Genomic DNA, 23,265 nt, shown 5'->3' on the forward strand with positions numbered 1-23,265 from the left:
AAGATGTATTATCTCTTACAAACTTGTTTAGCCTTCTTTTTGTCTAGTGTGTTAGGGGAACTGACTACAAGCTTCCCCAAAAAGTAATCAAGTATTTATTCTAAAGTCGAAGCGACTTCAGAAATAATAATTTCGCTTCCCAAGATTGGCGAATCTTGACCGCCGCTTGTTGGACCTGTATGGGCTTCTTTGAAGGCTGCACTATTTTTCCATTGGGTAAAGTTTTCCATCGTGTTCCAGTACATATTTACATTTAGCTCATCGTATTCGGAAAGATTTTTAGTAATTAATACTTCGACTTTTACAAAACCCGCCATTGTCTGTAAGGCTCCTGGTCTTGTGAACATTGGAGCCATTTTTGCAGCAAAGCCTAATTTTGTTTTAATTCTGTTTGTTACAATAATCATGGTTTATTCCTCCTAATTGTTTTTTGCAGCTTTTAAATGAAAGTCAGCCGGCATCAGTTTACCATCTTCCATCCGATATACTTTGTCACAGTACTCTAACATTCGTTCATCGTGGGTTACCATAATGGCTGCTTTATTCCTAGATTTAACCTCTCTTGCGATAAGCTGGACGACCTCATGAGCTCTTTGAGTATCAAGACTTGCTGTTGGTTCATCTGCCAAAATAATCGAAGGATTATTCATCAAGGCACGAGCAATAGCCGTTCGCTGACGTTCTCCTCCGGATAGATGTTCCGGGAATTTCTTCATTTTTGATTCTAACCCAAGATGTTGAAGTAACTCTTTGGCAGTTTCTTTATCTGTCTTTGTCACTTTACCCGACATTTTTTTTATAACAAGTAATTGGTCGAGAACATTTAAATAGGGAACAAGATTGCTAGTTTGTAGGATAAATCCTATTTCTTCAAGGCGTATTTTTGATAACTCTTTCTCTTTTAAATCCCCGATTTGTTTTCCATTAAGGGTTACCTCCCCTTCGGAGGCTTGCAGTAAGGCCCCTGCAATAGAGAGAAACGTACTTTTACCAGAACCTGAGGGACCGACGACGGCAATAAATTCTCCTTGGCCGACGGAAAGGGAAACATCATGAAGCGCAACCACTTGATTTTCCCCCTGTTGATAGACCTTGGAAACATGATTAAACGTTATTCCTGACATTACTCTATCCTCCCAATGGCTTGAAGTGGGTCTATTTTTGTAATTTTACGGATGGATATCAATGAACTTAATATGGATATCACGAGCAATATAATAGCATAAATGACAACAAGCTTTAGATCTAGTGTAAACGGCATTCCCTCTGGGAGAATGAGTGCTGTTCCATAGGTTAAGAGTATTCCGACCACAATACTGCTAAATGAAAGTATAAATACCTGTGAAACTATGGTTTTACCTAAAAATCCATTACTAGCGCCAATTGCTTTTAAAATGCCAAATTGATTGGATTTTTGCAAGGTAAGTACATAAAAGAAAACAGCTAGCACAAAAGCAGAGATAGCTAAAAGGAAGGCAAGCATCATCATAATCGTACCGTTTTCCTCTTTGTATCCAGGCATTCCTTGGATTGCGTCCGCCTTTGTGACAATTTCCGTGTTATCGAAAGTATCATTTAATTTCTGCGGGTCAATATTTTCTCCTTGAAGCATAATCCCATTTACAGGATTCTTAATACCGTTATCAGACCCAGGTGCTGCGAATTGAATCGAGCGCCATTTATCTAGTGTGGTAAAAATAGCAGGTAAATGATTGTACGTTTCGTTTTCTACGAATCCGATAATTTCCATTTCCTCTAATGAACCTTCGATGGTGAGTGTATCCCCAATTTTAAATCCTTTGTCCTTTAAGGTGTCATTAGCGATCACTCCTAGTGATGTATCATTATTAAGAGGGTTTCCCTCAATAATATTTGGTTCTAAAAAACTCCCCGGCGTGATACCTAATATCGCAATATCTACTTTTTCACTATCTTTGGAAGGAGTGGATTTTAAAACGGTAGCCATTGTAGCTCCCATCGGCGCTGCTGAAGAAACTTGATCTTGGTCCTCTAGATCAGCCACTAATGATTCAGGTAATAATGAACGGCTCATAGAGGCTCTGGAGCCTTCTTCAAAAGTAACGTAATCTGCTTTCATATTTTTGAATGTGGCGGCACTCAGTGTGGAAAGTCCGTTTCCCAAACCTGATAGAATAAAGACTAGCCAAGCTATAAGGACGGTTATAATTCCAATCATAAGAAAACGATATTTGCCATGTTTTAATTCTTTTAAAGCTAGAAACAATGTAGGTCCTCCTTTAGATTTTTTTGATTAGTCATATGTGACTAATTTATTAGTATTATATTATTATATCGATGATTAGTCAAACATGACTAATTAGAAACAGAAAAGGAGTCAGTGGGGGATTTGATCTTCGTATATAGAAAAAGGAAACCCCTTAACAAGGTTTCCTCGAATTTAGAACTATTGATAGAGGGAGGATGATTACAAGTGAGAAGAAAGCTTTCTTATCGATTTTTCAAGAAAGGCAACCTCTGCTTCTAACATTGCCATCTTATGTTCTACCGCAAGATTAACTCCTGATCTTTCTCCGTGGGATGGGGTTTGTTTAATGATTTCTAATAATCTCTTATTATTATTCAACCGTTCTCTCAGCGCAGGAATTGTTTTTTCTAAAGGGAGAAAATCAATAAACATTAACCCAATATCTCCTTGATAATTCACACTTTCAGCTGAAGATAAATTCTGCAATAATAATTCGTAAAAATATTTCTTGCCATTTTCATTAATGGAGTACACTTTTCGGGTCGGTCTATTCCCTTCTTGCTCTAACTGAATGTCAATATATCCGTTATGACTGAGTTTATCTAAAGTGGCATAAGCAGTAGGTTTTTTCATATCTGTAACTGCACTTAGATTTCTCTCTATAAATTCATTGATTTGGTATCCATGTTGACTTTGACTCATGAGCAATCCAAGTAAAATAAGCGAGCGTTCTTCCATTGAGATCCCCCTTTCTGCTAACATCTCTTGGTTTATATTTTCTCGCATATTTTATTTGTAGTCAATTGAAGGCTTAACAACTAGGGAATGATATCCTTAATCTACATATTCTAAGTAAACACTGACTTTTATAGCGAATGAACATTTTTATTTGGAAGCAGACAGCCGGCACATGCTTATTAACATTATTACTGTCAAAGTAGGTAAAAAATTTTAAACTATAAATCAATTTGTGATACAATGTTAATTAATTATTATTATTCCAGAAAAGGTGTATGATTTTTCGCCCCTTCGCTTACTGTTTTTTTCTAGGCAGGAGCGCTTACAACCTTTCTGCAAAACTTTGGGGATAGGGATGGGAACAGTGAAAACAGACGTAATCTTAATCGGAGCCGGGATCATGAGTGCCACTTTAGGTACCATCTTGAAAGAATTAGTACCGGACTGGAACATTACAGTATTTGAAAAGCTTGAAAAAGCAGGAGAAGAAAGCTCTAATGAATGGAACAACGCGGGAACAGGGCATGCTGCACTGTGCGAGCTAAACTACACCGTCGAAAAACCGGACGGTTCAATTGATATTAGTAAAGCAATTAAAATTAATGAACAGTTCCAGGTTTCAAGACAGTTTTGGTCATATCTTGTAAATAGCAATTTAATTCGTAATCCACATGACTTTATCATGCCATTGCCTCATATGAGTCTCGTGCAAGGGGAAAAGAATGTGGAATTTTTGAAAAAACGCTTTAAAGCGCTTTCGAACAATCCGCTTTTCCAAGGGATGGAATTTTCCGAAGATCCGAAAAAATTGAAGGAATGGATTCCGCTGATTATGGATGGCCGCACTTCAAAGGACCCGATCGCCGCAACGAAAATAGATTCCGGCACGGATGTTAACTTTGGTGCATTAACGCGCATGTTGTTTGATCATTTACAGAAGCAAAATGTTGAAATCAAATACAATCATCTAGTGGAAGATATTAAACGTAAAGATGACGGCTCTTGGGAATTGAAAGTGTGGAATATGGATACCGGTGCCATCCAACGCCATTCAGCAAAATTTGTCTTTATCGGCGGCGGCGGAGGCAGCTTGCATTTATTGCAAAAGACAGGAATTCCGGAAAGTAAGCATATTGGTGGATTCCCTGTAAGCGGTCTATTCCTTGTATGTAACAATCCGGAAGTTGTCAAGAAGCATCATGCAAAGGTATACGGCAAAGCTGCGGTTGGAGCACCACCAATGTCAGTACCGCATCTTGACACTCGATTTATTGAAAACAAAAAATCATTACTGTTTGGACCATTTGCCGGTTTTTCTCCAAAATTCTTAAAAACCGGTTCAAATATGGATTTAATAACATCTGTAAATCCGAATAACCTTGTAACCATGTTAGCGGCAGGTGCAAAAAACATTCCGTTAACAAAATATTTGATTCAACAGTTGATGTTATCAAAAGAACAGCGGATCGAAGAGTTAAGGGAATTTATTCCAAATGCGAAAAGCGAAGATTGGGATATCGTAGTAGCGGGTCAACGTGTCCAAGTAATTAAAGATACCGAAGCCGGCGGCAAAGGAACTCTAGAATTTGGTACCGAAGTTGTCAGTGCTGCTGATGGCTCAGTCGCTGCCTTGCTCGGAGCTTCACCAGGTGCTTCTACAGCGGTTAATGTCATGCTGGAAGTCATTAAAAAATGCTTCCCGCAGCAGTTGCAGGCGTGGGAACCAAAAATAAAAGAAATGATTCCATCATATGGCGTCTCACTAATGGAAAATCCAGATCTCTTCAAAGTAATAAACGCCCAAACTGAGCGAGCGCTTGGTCTGAAGGAAGAATCTGCACAAAAACGTCAGAGTGTATCGTAGGACAGTTGCAACGAAGTAATATTAGCTAGACAAGATTTTTATTTAAGAGAATCTTGCCTAGCTTTTTTTCATGTTGTTAATGGATGACGTTTCCAGGATACTTAAGTATAATTTTATTAAAATGCCAATAGGACGTGATAATAGGGTGAAAAAAATAACAGTGGAAAACTTGATGCAAAAGTTTTCATTGAAGGTACTGGCCGGTGAGGCCCAGCTGCAAAATACGATAACACAACCACGAGTGCATCGTCCGGGCCTTGAATTTGTGGGCTACTTTGATTTTTTTCCAACTGAGCGGGTGCAAATTTTAGGAAAAAAGGAAGTTACTTATTTACATAGCCTAAGTGAAGAGGAACGAAAAGTTCGAATCGGAAACATTGTTCACTACCATCCGCCATGTTTTATCGTCACGTGCGGTGAGGAGGGACTTACCTATTTAATGCACCATTGTGCAGACCAGGGGATTCCCTTGCTAGTCACTAAAAAGCCTGAGATTACCTCCGAGTTTATTCCTAAATTGGATGCTTTTTTGGTAAAGGAATTAGCAGACGAAATTGCTGTGCATGGTGTATGCATGAATGTGTCCGGGATTGGGGTTTTGATTCGTGGAAATTCGGGAGTCGGAAAAAGTGAGACAGCCCATACCTTAATACGACGGGGACACCGTCTGGTTGCAGATGATATCGTAGTTTTAAAGAAACTAAGCCATCAAACGATCCTAGGTACTCATGATGAAAAAACCAAGGAGTTTCTAGCGTTACGAAGTATTGGCCTGTTGAACGTGGTTAGATTATACGGCCGCAAGGCGTTTCAGGATGAAACCCGAATTGCGCTTGATATTCATTTAACGAAGTGGGAAAAAGATGCCCTGTACAACGATTTGGATCAGGAGTTTCACTATACAGATTATATGGGTGTCAAGATCCCTTCGATTGAAATCCAGCTCCAGCCAGGACGTGATGTCGCCGGCTTAATTGAGGCAGCGGCAAACAACTGGTATCTGAAGCAACAGGGATACAGTGCGGCAGAGGAATTTATGAGCAGGATAGAGGCGGAGATGGGGAATTCAGGGGTGAAATAGGTATATGTGCCTTTTATTTACCAGTAAAATCCAAATCAAAGACATTTCTGCCTCGATTTAAGGCGAGTTTGTCATTAAGAGGCCGGATCAAAGACATTTTAACTCCTTTTAAAGGTAATTTTGTCTTTGATATTCCAGAAAAAACCAAATCAAAGACATTTTAGCCTTAAATCTAACGCGGTTTTGTCTTTATGAAGCCGGATCAAAGACATTTACCCTCTTCGCAAAGCCAATTTTATCTTTAACATTCCAGCAAATCCCATATTAGCGTAATAAATAGTAATCTAATAAAAAACCAAAATAGTATTTGTAAAAGATGGAGATAAACAACGTTCTTAACGAATGGTCGTTCTCCATCTTTTTTCATAGGACTTTTGTCGAGCCGCTGGGTATATTGTAGTAAAATTTGGAAAAATTTTTAGCTTAAGGAATAACTTCCTGTAATACTCTTAAGAGGTAACTCAGATTTTTACGTTTGTTACTAACAAGGGAGGAAAGTGGATGAAGAGGTGGCTTTATACTTTGGGATTAGCTGGGCTGAGTGCAGTATTACTGATTCCATTAATGGGATTCAGCGCGAATGCAAAAGGCCAGACCAAGATTAAACCAAATCAGATTACCTTACAAAGCGGCGGGATTGGCGTTGATTTTAAAGATGTTGGCGAATTTTTCCCAGAAATTTATCACCAACCTGTGGATGGAATCATATCAGGTGAGGCAGGTTGTGTACCAGATTTGCACGAGTTCAGCAAGAGTAATCCGGGTGAACACATTGTCTTTACAGCTGGTGTTGAAGAATTTGCCACTAATGAGGATGCAGCGGCATTGCTAGATAATTTCACTATTTATGTTGAAATCACAAGTAATGGGCAAAAGGTGGTAGAGTTACCCTTCTTTTATCATGCTGACCCGGCATCAGGGGAAGGTGTGGATCCCAACACAGGCAAACCATTCTGGGTAAGTGCTCTCTATTTCAGTCAAGCCTATCCTGGTGCTAAGGTTATCGATCTGCCTACTGGTGAGTACAACTATAAATTTAAAGCAAAAGCAAATGGCAAGAACGGCCACGTTCTCGATGTCTGGGTGCCAAAAAATCATAAGTTCACCATCACAGATTAATAACAACAATGGAATGGGGAGCTGTAAAACGCTCCTCGTTCTTTAAATATCAGGATTTCTTTTAATGAAGGAGCCTAAATATGATTAAAGCCTATAAAATTATATATATGATTACAGCATTGGTTCTCATTATAATGGTTGCCGGCTGCAGCAGTATCGGTACAGCAACAACGACGACGACGGAAAAAAAGAGTGAAACCAAAAGTAATAAAAGTGAACAATCCAAACAAGAGAAAACGCCAGCTTTCCCAGGTGAAATCACTCTCTCCACAACCAAAGGAGAGGTCGGGACACCAGTCCATTATACGATCAAAGGTCTCGAACCCAATTCAGCTACAACTTTAGAGTGGAAAACAGTCGAGGGGAAATACGATCTTAATGGATTGTATGAGTTTACCGGGGTCTCGTTTAAGGACAAGGTGGTCCCTTTAACGTCTGGAAAAAGTGATGCTAACGGCGTGCTCGAAGGGGACTTTGCGGTTCCAAGCGGATTTGGTGGAAATCATACCATACTGGTCAAACAAGGAACCAAATTAATGACACAAGCCAACATCCATGTAAATCCTACCTTCAAAATGTCACCTGAATCCGGACCGGTCGGTACCGAAATTACCATTACCGCTGATGGTATTGGCTATGCGGATATGGAACGAAACTGGCAGTTAACCTATGATAATAAATTTACTGGACTTCTTACAGCAATTACAACAGATGGGAAAGCAGTTGCCAAAATTCGTGCTTCAGGCGGAGTCGGAAAGCATACATTAACGGTTTGGCATGGCTATTTAGGAATGGCCTATATCAATCATGAGCAAGCACCAACCTCCTATTTGCCTGTACCTTTTTTCACATTTGAAGTTACGGATGGAGAAGTGGATAAAACAAACGTAGTTGAAGCCTTACCAACAGCTGCAGATGGCGGTGTTGTCATGCCTGCATTAAAGAATGAGTCAGGGGTGACAGTCACCTTGGATAAAGATTCAGGTGTTGTCGGAGAAAATGTAACCATGAATGCTGCTGGTCTCCCCAAGAATCAAAAAGTAGAAGCCATTTTTAATACGATGAGAGGAAGCCGTGTATCTGGAAATGGTTTTGGTGAGAAGCAAATAGATTTGTTTACACTGGAAACCGATGATCAAGGCGCATTTACAAAAACCTTTCCTGTACCAGATGATTTAGGAGGCATTCCGCATCGAATTGATTTGAAGGTGAATGGGAAAATATACGGCCAGGCATATTTGAGTATTACCCCGTCCATAGTGAAGATTACACCTGCATCCGGCCCGCCTGGAACTCCTTTTCAGATTGAAATAAAGGGAGTCGGCTGGACGGAATATGATAATACGTACCAGATAGCTTATGACAATGGGTATGTTGGCTATGTTTGTGGGTTTAATACAGCTGGCACAGTTATCGTTAATATGGTCGCGTCAGGTGAACCAGGCTACCACATCATCGACTTCTATCCTGGAATATATCGCGGAAAACAGCAAAAACCTGATATCTACCTGGCACCTCAGCTGACATATGGTGAAGATCATCCCGGCAGTGCCATCCCGGCGATCCGGTTAGGCTTTGAAGTAACTAAACCATAAATAATGACTGGAAAAAAGATTTATATATAGAACTGCAAAAAAAGCGTTTTTTAAAGTAAAGGGTTCAGTTTCCTAACGCAAAACGTTTATTTTGCACCGGAAAATGCAAAGTAAAATGTATTCCCTTTTGTAAATAAAATGAAGTGCAATTTGTAAGACTAGAGAGATTAAAAGCATTAAAAATAGCAAGGGTTTCTACCCTTGCTATTTTGCTTGTAATTGCTATTTCTTCGGATTGCCTATTTATGAAGTATATATGTTAGGTCCTCCTGCTCGTATTGATGATTGCGTAGGTAGGTATGGGAATTGATAAGCGGAGAATTTCCGCCTAATGCATATAAGGTAAGCTTAAGTAGAGGAAATAAGAGGAGAAATTCCGGGTAACTGCTCTAAATAAGACAAAATATAGAGATTTGGATAATATAAGCGGAAAATCTCCCCTTATTCTTAAGGAAATATGGGTATTTCCCGATTTAGACGGAAATTCTCCGTTTATTTTTCATACACAGTGAAATCAACATTTAGTTGAAGCAGAGCCTCACCAATATCTTCTGTATAAATGGAGTGATTTTGCGGAGATAAACTGGCTATTGTTCCTCTATATTTTAATATACAAATTGCACTACAGATTCCCCAAAATAAATATCGAAATCACTTTATATCAACAAAAACCATACAATTTGAAGGTAATTTGCATTGTATTTTTAATGTTTGCGATAGTTAACGGAACCTGTTACTTTCAAAGGCCCCTTTTTATTAAGTAAGAACTATCCAACCATCTATATAGTTCATTATGGCTATTCATTCTTAGTAGTCATATCTGAATTTTTGAGCCGTTTTCGGGCGGACATTAGGTCGGGGCTAACTGGTATAAGTTTCATGGCCTTCCCTAATCCATGACGCGGCATATTTCCATAAATAGATTCATATTCTCCGCCGTGCACTTTATATGTTTCATGATAGATTCCCACAGCATCGGTGCTGCCGACCTTTTTGTTGAAATTTTTCCAGGCGGTCAAGTGCTTTTCGTTTCGCGCATACGACAGCAAGTCGTCGATTGAGCGCCAATATTGGATCATGACAGTGGTTCTGAGGCCAAAAAAGCTTTCCATCGATAAAAAACCCAATTCATCCTTGTTTGAATAAAGCTATTTAATCATTCCTGGCATAGCAGTAAAAATCGGAAGCCACTTATGAATCGCAAGACGATTGTTAAACCTCATGCCGATAATGAAAATGACAAGCTCCTCATGATTCTCCGTTGTATAACTGCCGGTAAATAATTTTTTGGCCATTTTTATTCCCCCTGATGTGTAATTTGTTCTAGGGTAACATCGCACCAATCCATGGCAGCCTTAGTGACCCATTTTTTTTTGAAAAAAATATCCGGAAACAAAAAGAAGGCAGCACATCCCGCCCTTCAAACTAAGAGAAGAGTGGGGGATATACTGCCCGGAATAATCATCATTTTAAAATTCTATTTACAAATGCCTCATACATTACACAACTAAGCTTAGTAATAAGATAAATCCTAATCCAGCTACTGAGATAATCGTTTCAAGCAATGTCCATGTTGCAAAGGTTTCTTTCATGCTTAAGCCAAAGTATTCTTTGAACATCCAGAAACCTGCATCGTTTACGTGTGAAGCGATTAAGCTGCCTGCACCAGTTGCAAGAACCACCAAGGCAAGGTTTGCGTCTGTTTGACCCAGCATCGGGATGACCAATCCTGCAGTGGTTAAGGCTGCAACAGTAGCAGAACCCAAGGAAATACGTAAGATTGCTGCAATAATCCAGGCTAGCAGGATTGGAGACATGGCAGATCCTTTAAACAATTCCGCTACATAGTCACCTACGCCGCCGTTAATCAATACTTGCTTGAAGGCACCGCCGCCGCCAATAATCAAAAGCATCATGCCGATATGAGTAATAGCAGTGGTACATGAATCCATGACATTTTTGATTGGAATTTTTCTTGCGATTCCCATGGTATAAATAGCCACCAATAAAGAAATCAACATGGATGTTCCTGCATCTCCGATAAAACGGATAATGGCCAAGAAAGCGTTGTCTTCAAATCCCAAAGTTTTTTGCAGTAACGTAATAATGGTTGCAATCGACATTAGAATAACCGGAAGAATAGCAGTAAATACACTGATGCCAAAACCAGGTGTTTCTTCCATTTTAAATACTTTTTGTTCACCTAAAGAAGCGATGTTACCGGTTTTGTTGAAAGATTCAGGTACTAGTCTTTTAGCAATCTTAGTAAAAATGGGTCCAGCCAATAGGACAGTCGGTAGTGCAATAATAAATCCATAAAGTAAAACTTCACCAATATTTGCACCATACTCACCAGCAATAACAGTTGGTCCTGGATGTGGCGGCAAGAACCCGTGTGTAACAGATAGTGCCGCAGTCATAGGAATACCAAGATACAGAATAGAAATCTTTAACTCTTTTGAAATAGCAAATACGATTGGAATTAATAATACTAATCCTACTTCAAAAAATAGGGCAATACCGATAATGAAGGACGCGGCCACAACTGCCCATTGAATATTTTTTTCACCGAATTTGTTGACAAGGGTCATCGCAATCCGCTGCGCACCGCCGGAATCGGCGATTAATTTACCCAACATCGCTCCAAGGCCGAAGATTAAAGCCAAGTGACCAAGTGTTCCTCCCAAACCTGCTTCAATGGTCTTTACGATTTCTTCCAATGGCATTCCAAGGGCTAATGCGACTCCAAAAGATGTAATGATTAAAGAAATAAAGGTGTTTAATTTTAAGCCCATGATTAAAATTAATAATGCGATAATTCCGATGGCTACAATCACTAAAGGCATGATGTATTCCTCCTGTTGTTTAAATGTTTTATTTTAGTAAACTTCTTTGATACTGGGCAATACGCTGGTAATCTTCCTCAAGTACTCGCGATAAGTGGATAAAAATCGGCAATAACTTCCTGTACTCTTGAACTGCTTCTCCTTTTGGTGTGTGTTTGTGAGTGCTTCCGACCATTTCAGAAACTACATCAAACGAATCAATTTCTCCCAAGGCATATAGTCCCAATATACATGCTCCTAAGCAGGAGCTTTCAAAGCTCTCAGGTACAACCAGTTCTGAATCGAAGATGTCGGCCATCATTTGCCGCCAAACGTCTGATCTTGCAAAGCCGCCTGTTGCCTGAATTCTGGTAACTGGGCCATCCATGCATTCGGTTAAGGCTAGGAATACGGTGTATAAGTTATAGATAACACCCTCGAGTGCTGCACGAATCATATGTTCCTTTTTATGGGATAAAGTCAAGCCGAAGAAGGAACCGCGTACATCCGGATTCCATAATGGCGCCCGCTCACCGGCAAGAAAAGGATGGAATAACAGCCCATCACTTCCTGGTCTGACCCTTTCAGCTATTTTGGTCAAGACTTCGTAAGGATCGATTCCGAGTCTCTTTGCCGTTTCAATTTCTGAAGAGGCAAATTCATCACGAATCCAGCGAAGTACAATCCCGCCATTGTTTACAGGTCCTCCGATCACCCAGTGTTTTTCGGTTAAGGCATAACAAAAAATTCTTCCTTTTTCGTCTGTCTTGGGCTCGTCAATAATCGTTCGAATCGCACCGCTTGTCCCAATGGTGATAGCAACCTCGCCTTTTTTTATTGCGTTAACACCTAGATTGGATAGCACGCCATCACTCGCTCCAATGACAAATGGCGTTTGCGGTTCAATTCCAATTTGTTTGGCTAGTTCCGGATTACAGCCCTTAAAAGTTTTAGTAGTCGGGACAAGTTCGGATAATTGTTCCCGTGTGATTCCGGCAATACGTAATGCCTCCTCATCCCAATCCAATGCCTTAAGGTTCATCATCCCCATGGCTGAGGCAAGGGAGTAGTCGACAACATATTTGCCATAGAACTTGTTAAAAATGAATTCTTTTATCCCGATATATTTTTTTGCTTTACCAGCAATTTCGGGCAGCTCATTCACAATCCAGGTAATTTTACTTAATGGTGACATAGGATGAATCGGTGTACCTGTCCGTCTGTAGACCTCATGTCCGTTAAGCTCTTCCTTAATTTTATGGGCATATGCCTCACTGCGGTTATCTGCCCATGTGATACAAGATGTCAGCGGAGTGTCATTTTCGTCCATGGCAATGACGCTATGCATCGCACTGCTGAAGGAAATCAGCATGATCTTTTTATCGGGATGTTTCATTGTTATATTCGAAATCGCTTTCAAGACTGCCTGAAATATTTCCTCCGGGTTTTGTTCTGCGGTTGAGATATCAGGAGTGTATAGCGGGTAACCAATATTCTCTTGTTGAATGACTTCACCTTTTTTAGAGAATAAAACGGCTTTTGTACTTGTGGTACCGATGTCTACTCCTAACATATAATTAGTCATTTTTTGGATCTGCTCCTTCAATAAGCATTTGTTGGGACCTCCAAAGGTCATCTACTTTTCCTTGGACATCATCAAAATTCTGATGCAAAGATTTAACCATAAGCGAACGGTCTTTTGTCCTGATTGCTTCAATATAAAGCTCATGATTGTTGACAATCCTCGGAAAATCATTGTACTTTTCCTTAAATCGGGCACGCATGGATAATAAAATGAAGCTTTCCATGACGGGTTTTAAATTCTCCCAAATCATCAGAATGTACGAATGATTAGCTGCCCGAATAATCGTCTCATGAAAAAGAATGTCCTGATAGGAAAATTCATCGGCATCTGAATATTTGATGGCAACCTTCATCATTTCCAAAATTTTGCTCAATTCCATTACCAGTGAATCGACGTCCTTTTTTACTAGCCGTTCGAACACGAATGTTTCGATGAGCAGGCGGACATCATAAATTTCGTCAATTTCTTTATCCGTCAACCCTAGGACAACTGCGCCCATTCTTTCCAAATGAATGAGGTTTTCCGATGCCAATATCTTTAGCGCATCACGTATAGGTGACCGACTAACAGCAAAATCCTCAGCCAATTTGTTCTCTGATAGGGTGGTACCGCTTTCAATCATCCCAGAAATAATTCGCATTCTTAGCTCATATGCAACCCGGTCACCGGTTGAAGCCTTCGACAACCATTTTTCTGGATAAAGCTTTTCAAACGATTTAACCATTTTTACACCTCGCATAATTAAACAACTATACTTGTATACAAGTATTATAGTAAAGGGAATTCATAATGTAAACGTTTTTTTAAAGAATAATGTTATGGGAATTTTAGGGTTTTAATTTGGGGGTGATTGGTAGTACAACAGTTGATGTTGGAGGGACTAGGTTCGCAGGGGGGATGCTCAAGAGGCAGGGACGGTCAATCTTACTATAAGGCCGCCCCAGCGTTTGAAAAATATCTTCGAAGCAGAAAAGAAACCCACTTACAGTTATGATGATTGCGGATGTTTTCAAGAAGCCCCTTAACAATGGCTGGGCTGAAGGTCGGTTTATCCAGCTGCTGTTGTAGGAGGATAAGAGACTCTTTTTCAATAGGTTCTTCGAGTTCATTTATTTTTTGCTCAAGGACCGCGAAAAGCTTATCTTTAGAAATTTCTTCATTAATTGGCAGCATCATATTGTGAATCTCCTCCGAGACAAATGGAACGGTGGTGTGATGGGCCAGCAGGTTGGTTTTTTCAGCAAGTGATTGGGCAAGCAGTACTATATCTAATTCAATGTTATAGAAAACGAATAGGTGGGAATAGGAATTCATAAAGCCCTTAATGCTGTACATCAAATCATATCGGAAGTCTTTTATCCTATCGCCGTATAATCGGTTGATCATCAACAAAATGCTATTTTCGAGCAATTTATCATAATATTGCATTTTGGAAAATAGTTCTTTATTTAAAGTTTGCGACTGTTCCTTCATTAAAACTTTGGCAAAATCGGAACGGTCGTGAAAAGATTTGTAAAGGGCATAATAAAATTCGTATAATAAATGTTCTTCTTCTTTGTTACTGACCATGTAGTCAATATCAGCGATTATTTGCATCATAAACTGGTCAATAATAGCAATAATCAATTCATCCTTCGATTTGAATGACAGGTAAAAGGCACCCTTAGAAATTCCGCAACGCTCCGTTATTTGCTGTACAGATGTGGCCTCAAAACCTTGCTCCGCAAAAAGCTCCAATGCTTTTTCCATAATTAAATGTTTTTTTACCATCTACATGTCTCTCCCATAGTCTTTGATTGACAAATGACTCATTGGTCATTATTATAAGGAATTGAGTTCATTAAGTCAATTTAGGGCAGGTGTAACAGTGAAAGGTTTAGTAAATTTTGTGATCGGAAACAAACTGGCAGTTTGGCTACTGACCATTATCATTACTGCGTCCGGCATTTACTCGGGTACCCGAATGAATATGGAGACGATTCCGAATATCTCAATCCCATACTTAATGGTCATGGATGTCTATCCAGGGGCCACTCCCGAAAAAGTCATGAATGAAGTGTCAATGCCAATTGAAAAAGCGGCAGAGAACCTTGACCACGTCAAGGCGGTTTACTCGAATTCCTATTCCAACATGGCAAGTATTCAAGTGGAATACGAATATGGAATCGATATGGATGAAGCGAAACGTGAACTTAAATCAACGTTGGATTCATTGAAATTGCCTGAAGGGGCCGAAAAGCCGACAACAACCGCCATCAGCATGAACATGATGCCGATCATGGCGCTCAGTGTCAGCAGCTCCAAAGAAGATATTGTGGAATTAACCTCAACGGTGGAGGAAAGCCTTGTTCCAAAAATCCAAAAAATCGAGGGTGTTGCATCGGCTACCATTACCGGTCAGCATATCGAAGAAGTGGACCTTACGTATGACAAAGCCAAAATGGAACAATTTGGTTTAACAGAAGACAAAGTCAAAGAAATGATTCAAGCAAGCAACTTGGGTGTTTCCCTTGGTCTTTATGAGTTTAATGAAGGGGAACAGGCTGTTTCAATCGACGGCAAGTTTATGAGTGTGGATGAACTAAAGAATATGCTCATTCCAGTCACTCCGTCAGCAGCGAATCCGTCACCGTTTGTAAAAATCAGTGATATTGCCAAAATCGAAACAATTGGTAAAGTTCAATCGGTTTCCCGCACTAATGGGAAAGATGCGATTGCGATTCAAATTGTCAAAGGACAGCAGGCCAACACAGTGGATGTTGTCAATAAAGTGAAGAAATTAATCAAAGAAGAAAAGAAAAAATATGATGGTCTGAAAATCGATGTCTCCCTTGACCAAGGGAAACCAATTCAGGAATCAGTGTCAACGATGGTGGAAAAAGCGGTATTTGGCGGCCTGATCGCCGTACTCATCATCCTGCTGTTCCTGCGTGATTTCAAATCAACGATTATCTCAATCATTTCCATTCCAGTTTCTGTGTTTATGGCTTTCCTGTTATTGCACTGGATGGATATTACCTTAAACATTATGACGCTAGGTGCGGTAACGGTTGCCATCGGCCGTGTTATCGATGACTCGATTGTTGTCGTGGAAAACATCTATCGCCGCCTGCATTTAAAGGACGAAAAGTTAACCGGCCGTGCCCTGATTCGTGAAGCAACGATCGAGATGTTCAAACCGATCATGTCCTCCACGCTGGTTACGGTTGCGGTGTTTGCTCCGTTAATCTTTGTCGGGGGTATGGTAGGCGAATTGTTTGCACCATTCGGATTGACGATGGCTTTTGCCCTCGGAGCATCCTTGCTGGTGGCGATTACGATTGTTCCGGCGCTTTCGCACTTCTTATTCCGGAAAAAATTATATGGTGAGAAGACAACGAAACGTCATAAAGAAGCTGGCGAACTTTCGAAATGGTATAAGTTTTTCCTAGAAAAATCCCTTAACCATAAAGTGATTTCTGCTATTCTGGCAATCGTATTATTAGCTGGAAGTTTAGCTTTAACACCGTTAATCGGTTTTAGTTTCCTAGGCAGTGAAGAAGATAAGGTCATGTACTTGACCTACACACCAAAAGCGGGTGAACTTCACGAGGAAACATTGGAAAATGTAAAAGCTGTCGAAGACAAAATGCTAAAACGCGATGATATCGATATCGTCCAAATTTCCGTTACAGAAGAAGCTGACATGCAGACAATGATGATGGGCGGCAGTTCCAACGGGGCGTTAATGTACTTAATATTTGACCCTGACATGGAAAACTTTCCTGAGGTGAGGGCGGATATTGAAAAATATGTAACGAACCTTGATCAATCCGGCAAGTGGAAGAGCCAGAACTTCTCTTCCATGGGAGGTGGGGCTTCTGATGAAATCAGCTACACTTTTTACAGTGAAGATTTAACGAAGCTGCATCAATCCGTTCAAAAAGTGGAAGACCTGATGAATAAAAATAAAAATATCAAAGATGTTTCTTCCAGTGCCGAGGAAGCATATGTCGAATACACCTTCCGTGTCGACCAGCCGAGCTTGCTGCAATATGGTTTAACAACCGGCCAGCTATTGATGTTGCTTGGTCAGGATCGAACAAAAGATGTTCTGACTACGGTGGAAAAAGACGGCGATTCTCTTGATGTCATCGTCCAGCAGCCGCAGACTACCCAGCCAAAATCGATTGACGAGATGCTGGCAAAACAAGTGCCGACAGCCCTTGGCACAACGATGCCGCTTTCTGAACTTGTGCAAGTGAAGAAAGGGACAACAATGAATACGTTGGCGCGCAGTAAGGGTGAGTACTATGCGACCGTCTCAGGAAAAATCACAAGCAAAGATATTTCAAAAGTGACTTCTAAAGTTGGGGAACAAATCGATAAAATGGATTTCCCTAAAGGTGTGACGGTCAGCGTGGCTGGTGTTCAGGCAGATATGAACGAAACCTTCACCCAGCTTGGTGTTGCCATGGCGGCAGCAATCGCGATTGTTTACTTTATCCTGGTAGTCACCTTCCGTGAAGGGGTAGCGCCATTCGCGATTCTGTTCTCGCTGCCGTTCGCCGTTATTGGTTCATTTGTCGGCTTATATTTGGCCGGCGAAACCATTTCCGTACCAGTCATGATGGGTCTGTTAATGTTAATCGGTATTGTCGTCACGAACGCTATCGTGCTTGTCGACCGGATTATTCATATGGAACGTGACGGACTGGTCATGCGTGAGGCCGTGCTCGAAGCAGGATCGACTCGTCTCCGTCCGATTCTAATGACTGCGATCGCCACTGTAGGTGCGTTAATTCCGTTAGCGCTAGGCGAAGGCGGCGGAGGCTTAATCTCCAAAGGCTTGGCGATTACCGTTATCGGCGGCTTGACCAGCTCGACGTTGTTAACATTGTTTATCGTTCCAATTGTCTATGAAGTATTATCGAAACTCTTTAAGAAAAACCGCAGAGAGATTATCGAAGACTAATTTTTAAGAAGAAAGACCTGTCCGCTATCATGTGGATAGGTCTTTTTTCGTTATATAGAAGGGAAAACGTCTTTTTTATAGAATTATTTAGAGAGGTAATTGTTAGGAAGTGTGGTGGTCCTGGATGGCAAGCCGTTCGTTTATGGTGCTTTTAAGTTTACTAGCTGGAGCAGTCCTTACGTTATTGGTCTACTTTACTATTTTTGTTGAGCCCTCGATAAAACTAAGCGGAATTGAAAACGGAAAAGTATATGCTGCTCACCCTGTCATTCAACTGGAGGATCATTTCGGCAGCTCCTCGATTACTTTAAACGGCACGGAAATATCGCCAAACTACAAGGTGGATAAGAATGGCACCTATATCCTAACGGGTCAGGCAACCCTGCTTTGGAAAAAGAAACAGGTTTCCTATGAATTTTCGGTCGATGATAAGCCGCCGCTCCAACCTCGTCTTAAAGAGGGAGTTAAAAAAGTCTATTTTAAACAAGCGAATTTTACCATTGATAAGGAAGAACAGGTCACCTATATATCCAAATTGGATGGTGCTGAGGTTTCGCTGGATCAGCCAATTGAAGAGCCAGGTGATCATAAATTAACGATTACTGCCAGCAAACCAAATGGCTTGAGTTCAGCGAAAGAGATTTCTTTTTTCATAGACAAACGAACTTTTACTCAAAGTAATGTCCAACAATTTTTGGACTATTATTTTAGAGAAGATGTCGAGAAGCTCAATAAGTTTACAGATAAAGTGGCGATTCAACTTAGCGGTGAGTATAACCAGGATGATGTGAATATGGTTGAAAAGGCGATTACAGAGATTAAAACCTTTTTCCCTTATGAACTAAAAATCGTCGATCATCTTTCAAAGCATCCAGAATTCGAACGAAGTATCAAGATGGAGTTTATGCCGACGGCTAATTTTAAAGAATATAACATTATGCAAGAAAATCTATTAGGGGTCGAAATGCCGATTAGAATTTCCCCCGTATATGGGAAGATGGAAACATTGACACTGATTGGTACCGATAGTTTTATCACGAGAGAGATTCGGAACGGCGTGATTCTTCATGAACTCCTGCATGCAGTCGGCCTCTCGAATCATATTCCAGCACCGGAAACGAGCCCGCTGTTTGAATACGGGAATACCACAGTCACGCTGGGGGCAGTCGAGAAATTATATGGAGAACTTCTCTATCTGGACGAACTGTCACCAAATGCCACAAAAAATGTCGCGATGGAGCAATTGGCTAAAAGAATCCAATAGAAAAAGGAATGGGGCTGCCTAAGCCGTTCTTTTTCGAGGTACCAGCAACTATTAAAAAAAGCAAAGCAACGCTCTTTGCTTTTTTATGATGATATTTCAAGTTTTTCGGACCATGCTCCAATAAATAGACGGAAAAATTCCGCCTAATTAGCAAATAGAATAAAAAATTGCTTGAATAGACGGAGGGATTCCGTCTATTTAAGCAAAAACCGTGAAAATGAAGGATTTTCCTTTGCTTAAGCGGAAAACCTTCCCTTATATCCCTCGAAACAAGTGCCATTCTGCAATTAACCGGAAAAACGAGACCGTCGATTAAGTTGTAGTTTAGTCGCCTTCTAAGCCCTATTTCACATACTTTGTGAATTTTATTGAGTTTTTTCACAATCTTTCATGATTTTTTTGGTCTTTTCGCGTTCCAAGGCCTTCTGTTTTTCCTAATTTCCCTAATTTGGGCAGACGGGGGCCATCACCCGATTTTCGCATTTTTTGTAACGGTAAAAGGGCTTGATGGGTTCGGCTAATTTCTTTACCATAATTTTTAAATTGATGACCATGGCCGTCAATTTGGACGCAATCCTTAATGGTTCCCTTCCTCGTGTTCTTGGCTTCCTGAGTCCATGATGGTTGGCAGCTTCATGATTCGTCCTTTCCACATCATACCTGGCCCTTAATGCATGGTTTCCAGCTTCGGTTTGGTTAAAGGACTTCGCTTGTTCCATGAGTTCATAATAATCACTGATAAAGATAGACCGGCCGTCTTTATTCGTCGTACATTGTTCAAACAACGGGCAGGCTTTACACGTTTCTCCGAATTTAAATTGATACCCTTGCGCCTTGTTATTTCGTACTTTTTTAGAAGTCGAGTTCCCCAGCGGACAAGTGACTTCATCCAATTCAGTGTCATAGACAAACCAATCGTTTTCCAACAATCCCGTTGGATTTGTACTTCTTTGTATGGGGGCGCTCAGTAAGATCTGCATCTCTGTTATTTTCTGGCGATTTTCACCTGTACCATAAGCCGTGTCACCGATGACATGTTTCGGTGCCACACCATGGCGATTAATCATTTCCTCCACCATCGGGACAAGACGGTCCCCATCCCATTCGTTGCCTGGAATGGGTTCCGCATTTAAGATTAATCCGTGCTCCCTTGACTCCAAGACTTGGATTTTATCTCCGGTAAACTTCTTTGATTTCGTTTTGTGTCCACTCCGGATTTCTGGATCATAGGCACTTCGGATACGGTCTTGTGGTTTTTCTTTTTTCGATAATTCTTGGTAGTGGAGTGGTTCCTGTCCAGTACCTTCAGGTTTATTTGAAACCATCGGTTTCGTGTTCTCTTGTAAAATTTGATAGAGGGTCGCTTGAAGCTCCAAACAACGAAGCTGCTGCTCCGCTTTTTTCCATGTCCAAAATAAGGGGTGTACCCTTTCACTTTCTAGCCAATGTAATAGGCTGTAGGCTTCCACCGCCAGGCGGCTAAATAATACCAATCGATCCTTTTCAGTTGTTCGATCTGATAGCCGTTTCAGGAAGCTTTTGAGGGGACAGTCCTGTAAAAGATGGGTATATAACTTCGGATATGTACGTTTGATGTGTTGGATAAGTTGAAGGATCCCTTGCTGGATTAAACGGTATGCCCCCACCTTGGCAATGTTGGCGTAGGTATGAAAAGAATCGATAAGCCAACGGTCATCTTCTTTCCCCCATAGCCCTTTCGCCAAAGCCTGGGAAAGAATATGATGATGGCACGCATCAAAAAGGTCAGAACCCATGCGGTCTCGGTCGAGCCCCAAGGTACTATGATCGAATCCGTTAAAAGCTACAGGTACTCCGAAAAAACGTTTTAAATCCATACGATAAAGGATGGCCTCTTCCATTTCACGATCAGAGTAATTGTGATAGCGTTGAGCAAAATGAATCTTTAATTTTAATGAAGGGGCAAAAGGACGTTGCCCATTTGAGGAATATAAGGGCGCACAGAGTTCATCTGCAAAGGAAAAGTCAACCACTTGTTCCACTCGGCTCCAGAAAGGATGGGGAGGAACTGAAGCGAAGACTTCATAATCTGATAAGGTTAACTGGCCAAATGTTTTATATTGAATGTACGCCATCACAATCACTCCATACATAAGATATATCTTAATTTTATCGTATATATGGAGTGGATGATAATAAAATAATAGAATTTAGAAAAGTATGTGAAAAAGGTGTTTGTCGTGAGTTAATCGACGGTCTCAAAACTCCGGTTATTTTCTTCAGTTGGTTACGGGTACTTTTTTACGAGCATTGTTTAGCACTCAATCAAATTCGTTCCTGCAGATTCCATGGAACTTGGCAAGACCCAATGAAAATCTCCCAACCTATGATTCATTTCATCATTTCCTCCAAAGATTCATTACTAACAGATTAAATTAAATAGAAAAAGCTGCAATATACGATTCTAACAAAACGTATATTGACAGCTATTGGTTTACATTAGTTTTTTTATATTGAAATTATCCCTCAACAATGCCCAGTTTTGCGGGTACGGGTAGCCCAATGCCCAGTAGCTGACACCCCTCAAGTTATAGTTTTTCACCATATCGAACTTGGCCTGTGCACTTCTGGCGTCTTCAAACCACACCTCATGACCCTGGCCGTTCTCATCAACGTAGCGGAAAAATGGGGATTGGGCCGTAGTGTTATATTGAATATCCGCTCCATATTTAACGGCCCTTCTGATCGCTTCCTGCGGGCTGAATGTCTCTGCTTCTTGTCCTTTGACATGCGGAATTTTCCAATCTCGCGCGTATATTTGGAAGCCTAGAAAAATTTTTTCGGCCGGCATGACGGTAAGCGCATAATCCACAACTCGTTTCATTTCATTGATGGGCGAAATCGCTTGCGGCGGCCCAAGCCGGTAGCCCCATTCATAGGTCATCAGCACCACAAAATCGGCAATTCTTCCATGTGCCTCATAATCATGCGCTTCATACAATAGGCCAGCTTGTGTGGCTCCGACCTTTGGTGCTAAGGCTGTCGAGACAAAATATCCCTTAGGATGGAGTCGGTCGACCGCCATTTGTAAAAATTGATTATATAACTCGCGGTCCGCCGGCAACACGTTTTCAAAATCAATATTTAATCCCTTGTACCCTTTACTGTCCATTACTTGAATTATGTTCGACAGTACCTTTTCACGAATATCCGGTGTAGCTAGTATCGTATGGGCGACATTTGAGCCCGCTTGAGAGGAGGTAAAGTTGGTCACAGACATCATCGGGACAACATTGTTGGCTAACGCTGCCCGGACCGAGGCTTCGTCCTTTGCCGGCTGCAATGAACCATCCCCGGCAATCAGGTAGGCAAATGGACTAAAATAGGTGAGTAATGGCCCAAGTTCATTTATGGATTGGGCTGCTGCTTCAGGGGCTTGATAGGAATAGGCATTTACTTCGATAGTTGGTTTAGCTCTAGGAATCACTAGCTTTAATCCTGGATAAATTAAATTTGGGTTTTGAATCTGATTTTCGTTAATAATGGCTTGGACGGTAGTTCCATATCGGCTCGCAATTTGCCACAATGCTTCTCCAGGCTGGACGGTGTGGGTAATGGCCGGGATAAACAAGGTCATTCCAGGATACAAAACATTCGGGTTGGTTAGCTGGTTAGCCTGAACGATAGACTGAATACTGACGCCATATCGCTGGGCAATCGACCAAAGCGTTTCACCATATTTCACTATATGGGTTGTACCGGACTTTGGAATCACCAACGCCTGGCCAACCAATAACTTATTTGCGTCTGGTAGTTCATTTATTTGTATGATGGAATTCATCGGTACAGCGTATTTGTTGGCGATTTGCCAAAGCGTCTCGCCGCGGCTGATAACATGTATTAACATGGGGGTACCTCCAGATAGGCGTTTTCATTAATGTACTATATGATACCGTTGAAAAAGTGTTCAATCGTAATTCAAGGTAATAAACTTGAAATTATTCTAGTAATATCTCAAAATAAAGATATTCATT

Annotated in this window: 16 protein-coding genes and 1 pseudogene; 6 read left to right on the forward strand and 11 right to left on the reverse strand. The window is 40.9% G+C overall.

From position 1 onward, the window contains the following. Positions 1-95 precede the first annotated feature (95 nt). The 4 genes from ACZ43M_RS12405 to ACZ43M_RS12420 all read right to left on the reverse strand — a co-directional run bounded on the left by ACZ43M_RS12405 (position 96) and on the right by ACZ43M_RS12420 (position 2,965). Positions 96-407 carry a heme oxygenase gene (locus tag ACZ43M_RS12405; protein ID WP_464507714.1) on the reverse strand — a complete coding sequence of 104 codons (312 nt, stop codon included), beginning with the start codon at positions 405-407 and terminating at the stop codon, positions 96-98. Between the two features lie 12 nt (positions 408-419). Further along, positions 420-1,124, reverse strand: coding sequence for an ABC transporter ATP-binding protein (locus tag ACZ43M_RS12410; protein ID WP_464507715.1), 705 nt, complete (start codon positions 1,122-1,124; stop codon positions 420-422). Next, the gene (locus ACZ43M_RS12415; protein ID WP_464507716.1) at positions 1,124-2,245 is read right to left on the reverse strand and encodes an ABC transporter permease; all 1,122 of its coding nucleotides are present in this window, start codon (positions 2,243-2,245) and stop codon (positions 1,124-1,126) included. Before ACZ43M_RS12415 ends, ACZ43M_RS12410 begins: the two co-directional genes overlap by 1 nt. Before the next feature lie 201 nt (positions 2,246-2,446). Beyond that, complete coding sequence (locus ACZ43M_RS12420) at positions 2,447-2,965, reverse strand: PadR family transcriptional regulator (RefSeq protein ID WP_464507717.1); 519 nt, start codon at positions 2,963-2,965, stop codon at positions 2,447-2,449. Between the two features lie 364 nt (positions 2,966-3,329). Between ACZ43M_RS12420 and ACZ43M_RS12425 the strand changes: the two genes are divergently transcribed. From ACZ43M_RS12425 to ACZ43M_RS12440, 4 genes are all read left to right on the forward strand, one after another. After that, a complete protein-coding gene (locus tag ACZ43M_RS12425; protein ID WP_464507718.1) occupies positions 3,330-4,829 on the forward strand; it encodes a malate:quinone oxidoreductase in 1,500 nt (499 codons plus the stop codon). A gap of 145 nt (positions 4,830-4,974) precedes the next feature. Further along, the gene (hprK, locus tag ACZ43M_RS12430) at positions 4,975-5,910 is read left to right on the forward strand and encodes an HPr(Ser) kinase/phosphatase (RefSeq protein WP_464507719.1); all 936 of its coding nucleotides are present in this window, start codon (positions 4,975-4,977) and stop codon (positions 5,908-5,910) included. A 501-nt stretch (positions 5,911-6,411) separates the two neighbouring features. Further along, on the forward strand, positions 6,412-7,029 hold the full coding sequence (locus ACZ43M_RS12435; RefSeq protein ID WP_464507720.1) for a hypothetical protein: 618 nt from the start codon (positions 6,412-6,414) through the stop codon (positions 7,027-7,029). 80 nt (positions 7,030-7,109) lie between these two features. After that, positions 7,110-8,624, forward strand: coding sequence for a hypothetical protein (locus ACZ43M_RS12440; protein ID WP_464507721.1), 1,515 nt, complete (start codon positions 7,110-7,112; stop codon positions 8,622-8,624). Between the two features lie 797 nt (positions 8,625-9,421). Here the strand turns inward: ACZ43M_RS12440 and ACZ43M_RS12445 are convergent. The 5 genes and pseudogenes from ACZ43M_RS12445 to ACZ43M_RS12465 all read right to left on the reverse strand — a co-directional run bounded on the left by ACZ43M_RS12445 (position 9,422) and on the right by ACZ43M_RS12465 (position 14,804). Next, positions 9,422-9,919: pseudogene (locus ACZ43M_RS12445) on the reverse strand (DUF4188 domain-containing protein). Between the two features lie 204 nt (positions 9,920-10,123). Then, entirely contained in the window at positions 10,124-11,470 is a 1,347-nt protein-coding gene (locus ACZ43M_RS12450) for a GntP family permease (RefSeq protein ID WP_464507722.1), read from the reverse strand. A gap of 28 nt (positions 11,471-11,498) precedes the next feature. Next, complete coding sequence (gene gntK, locus ACZ43M_RS12455; RefSeq protein WP_464507723.1) at positions 11,499-13,034, reverse strand: gluconokinase; 1,536 nt, start codon at positions 13,032-13,034, stop codon at positions 11,499-11,501. Further along, the gene (locus ACZ43M_RS12460) at positions 13,027-13,758 is read right to left on the reverse strand and encodes a GntR family transcriptional regulator (RefSeq protein WP_464507724.1); all 732 of its coding nucleotides are present in this window, start codon (positions 13,756-13,758) and stop codon (positions 13,027-13,029) included. Before ACZ43M_RS12460 ends, gntK begins: the two co-directional genes overlap by 8 nt. 203 nt (positions 13,759-13,961) lie before the next feature. Beyond that, on the reverse strand, positions 13,962-14,804 hold the full coding sequence (locus ACZ43M_RS12465; protein ID WP_464507725.1) for a TetR/AcrR family transcriptional regulator: 843 nt from the start codon (positions 14,802-14,804) through the stop codon (positions 13,962-13,964). Between the two features lie 97 nt (positions 14,805-14,901). On the opposite strand from ACZ43M_RS12465, the gene ACZ43M_RS12470 reads away from it, so the two are divergent. Both ACZ43M_RS12470 and ACZ43M_RS12475 read left to right on the forward strand, forming a co-directional pair. Next, complete coding sequence (locus tag ACZ43M_RS12470) at positions 14,902-17,988, forward strand: efflux RND transporter permease subunit (RefSeq protein WP_464507726.1); 3,087 nt, start codon at positions 14,902-14,904, stop codon at positions 17,986-17,988. A gap of 124 nt (positions 17,989-18,112) precedes the next feature. Then, a complete protein-coding gene (locus ACZ43M_RS12475; protein ID WP_464507727.1) occupies positions 18,113-19,252 on the forward strand; it encodes a hypothetical protein in 1,140 nt (379 codons plus the stop codon). A gap of 443 nt (positions 19,253-19,695) precedes the next feature. On the opposite strand, the gene ACZ43M_RS12480 is transcribed toward ACZ43M_RS12475, so the two are convergent. Together ACZ43M_RS12480 and ACZ43M_RS12485 are read right to left on the reverse strand one after the other, a co-directional pair. Continuing rightward, a complete protein-coding gene (locus tag ACZ43M_RS12480) occupies positions 19,696-21,366 on the reverse strand; it encodes a transposase (protein WP_464507728.1) in 1,671 nt (556 codons plus the stop codon). A 359-nt stretch (positions 21,367-21,725) separates the two neighbouring features. After that, entirely contained in the window at positions 21,726-23,138 is a 1,413-nt protein-coding gene (locus ACZ43M_RS12485; RefSeq protein WP_464507729.1) for a glycoside hydrolase family 18 protein, read from the reverse strand. Positions 23,139-23,265: the final 127 nt, after the last annotated feature.

This window comes from Neobacillus sp. B24 (assembly GCF_055381825.1).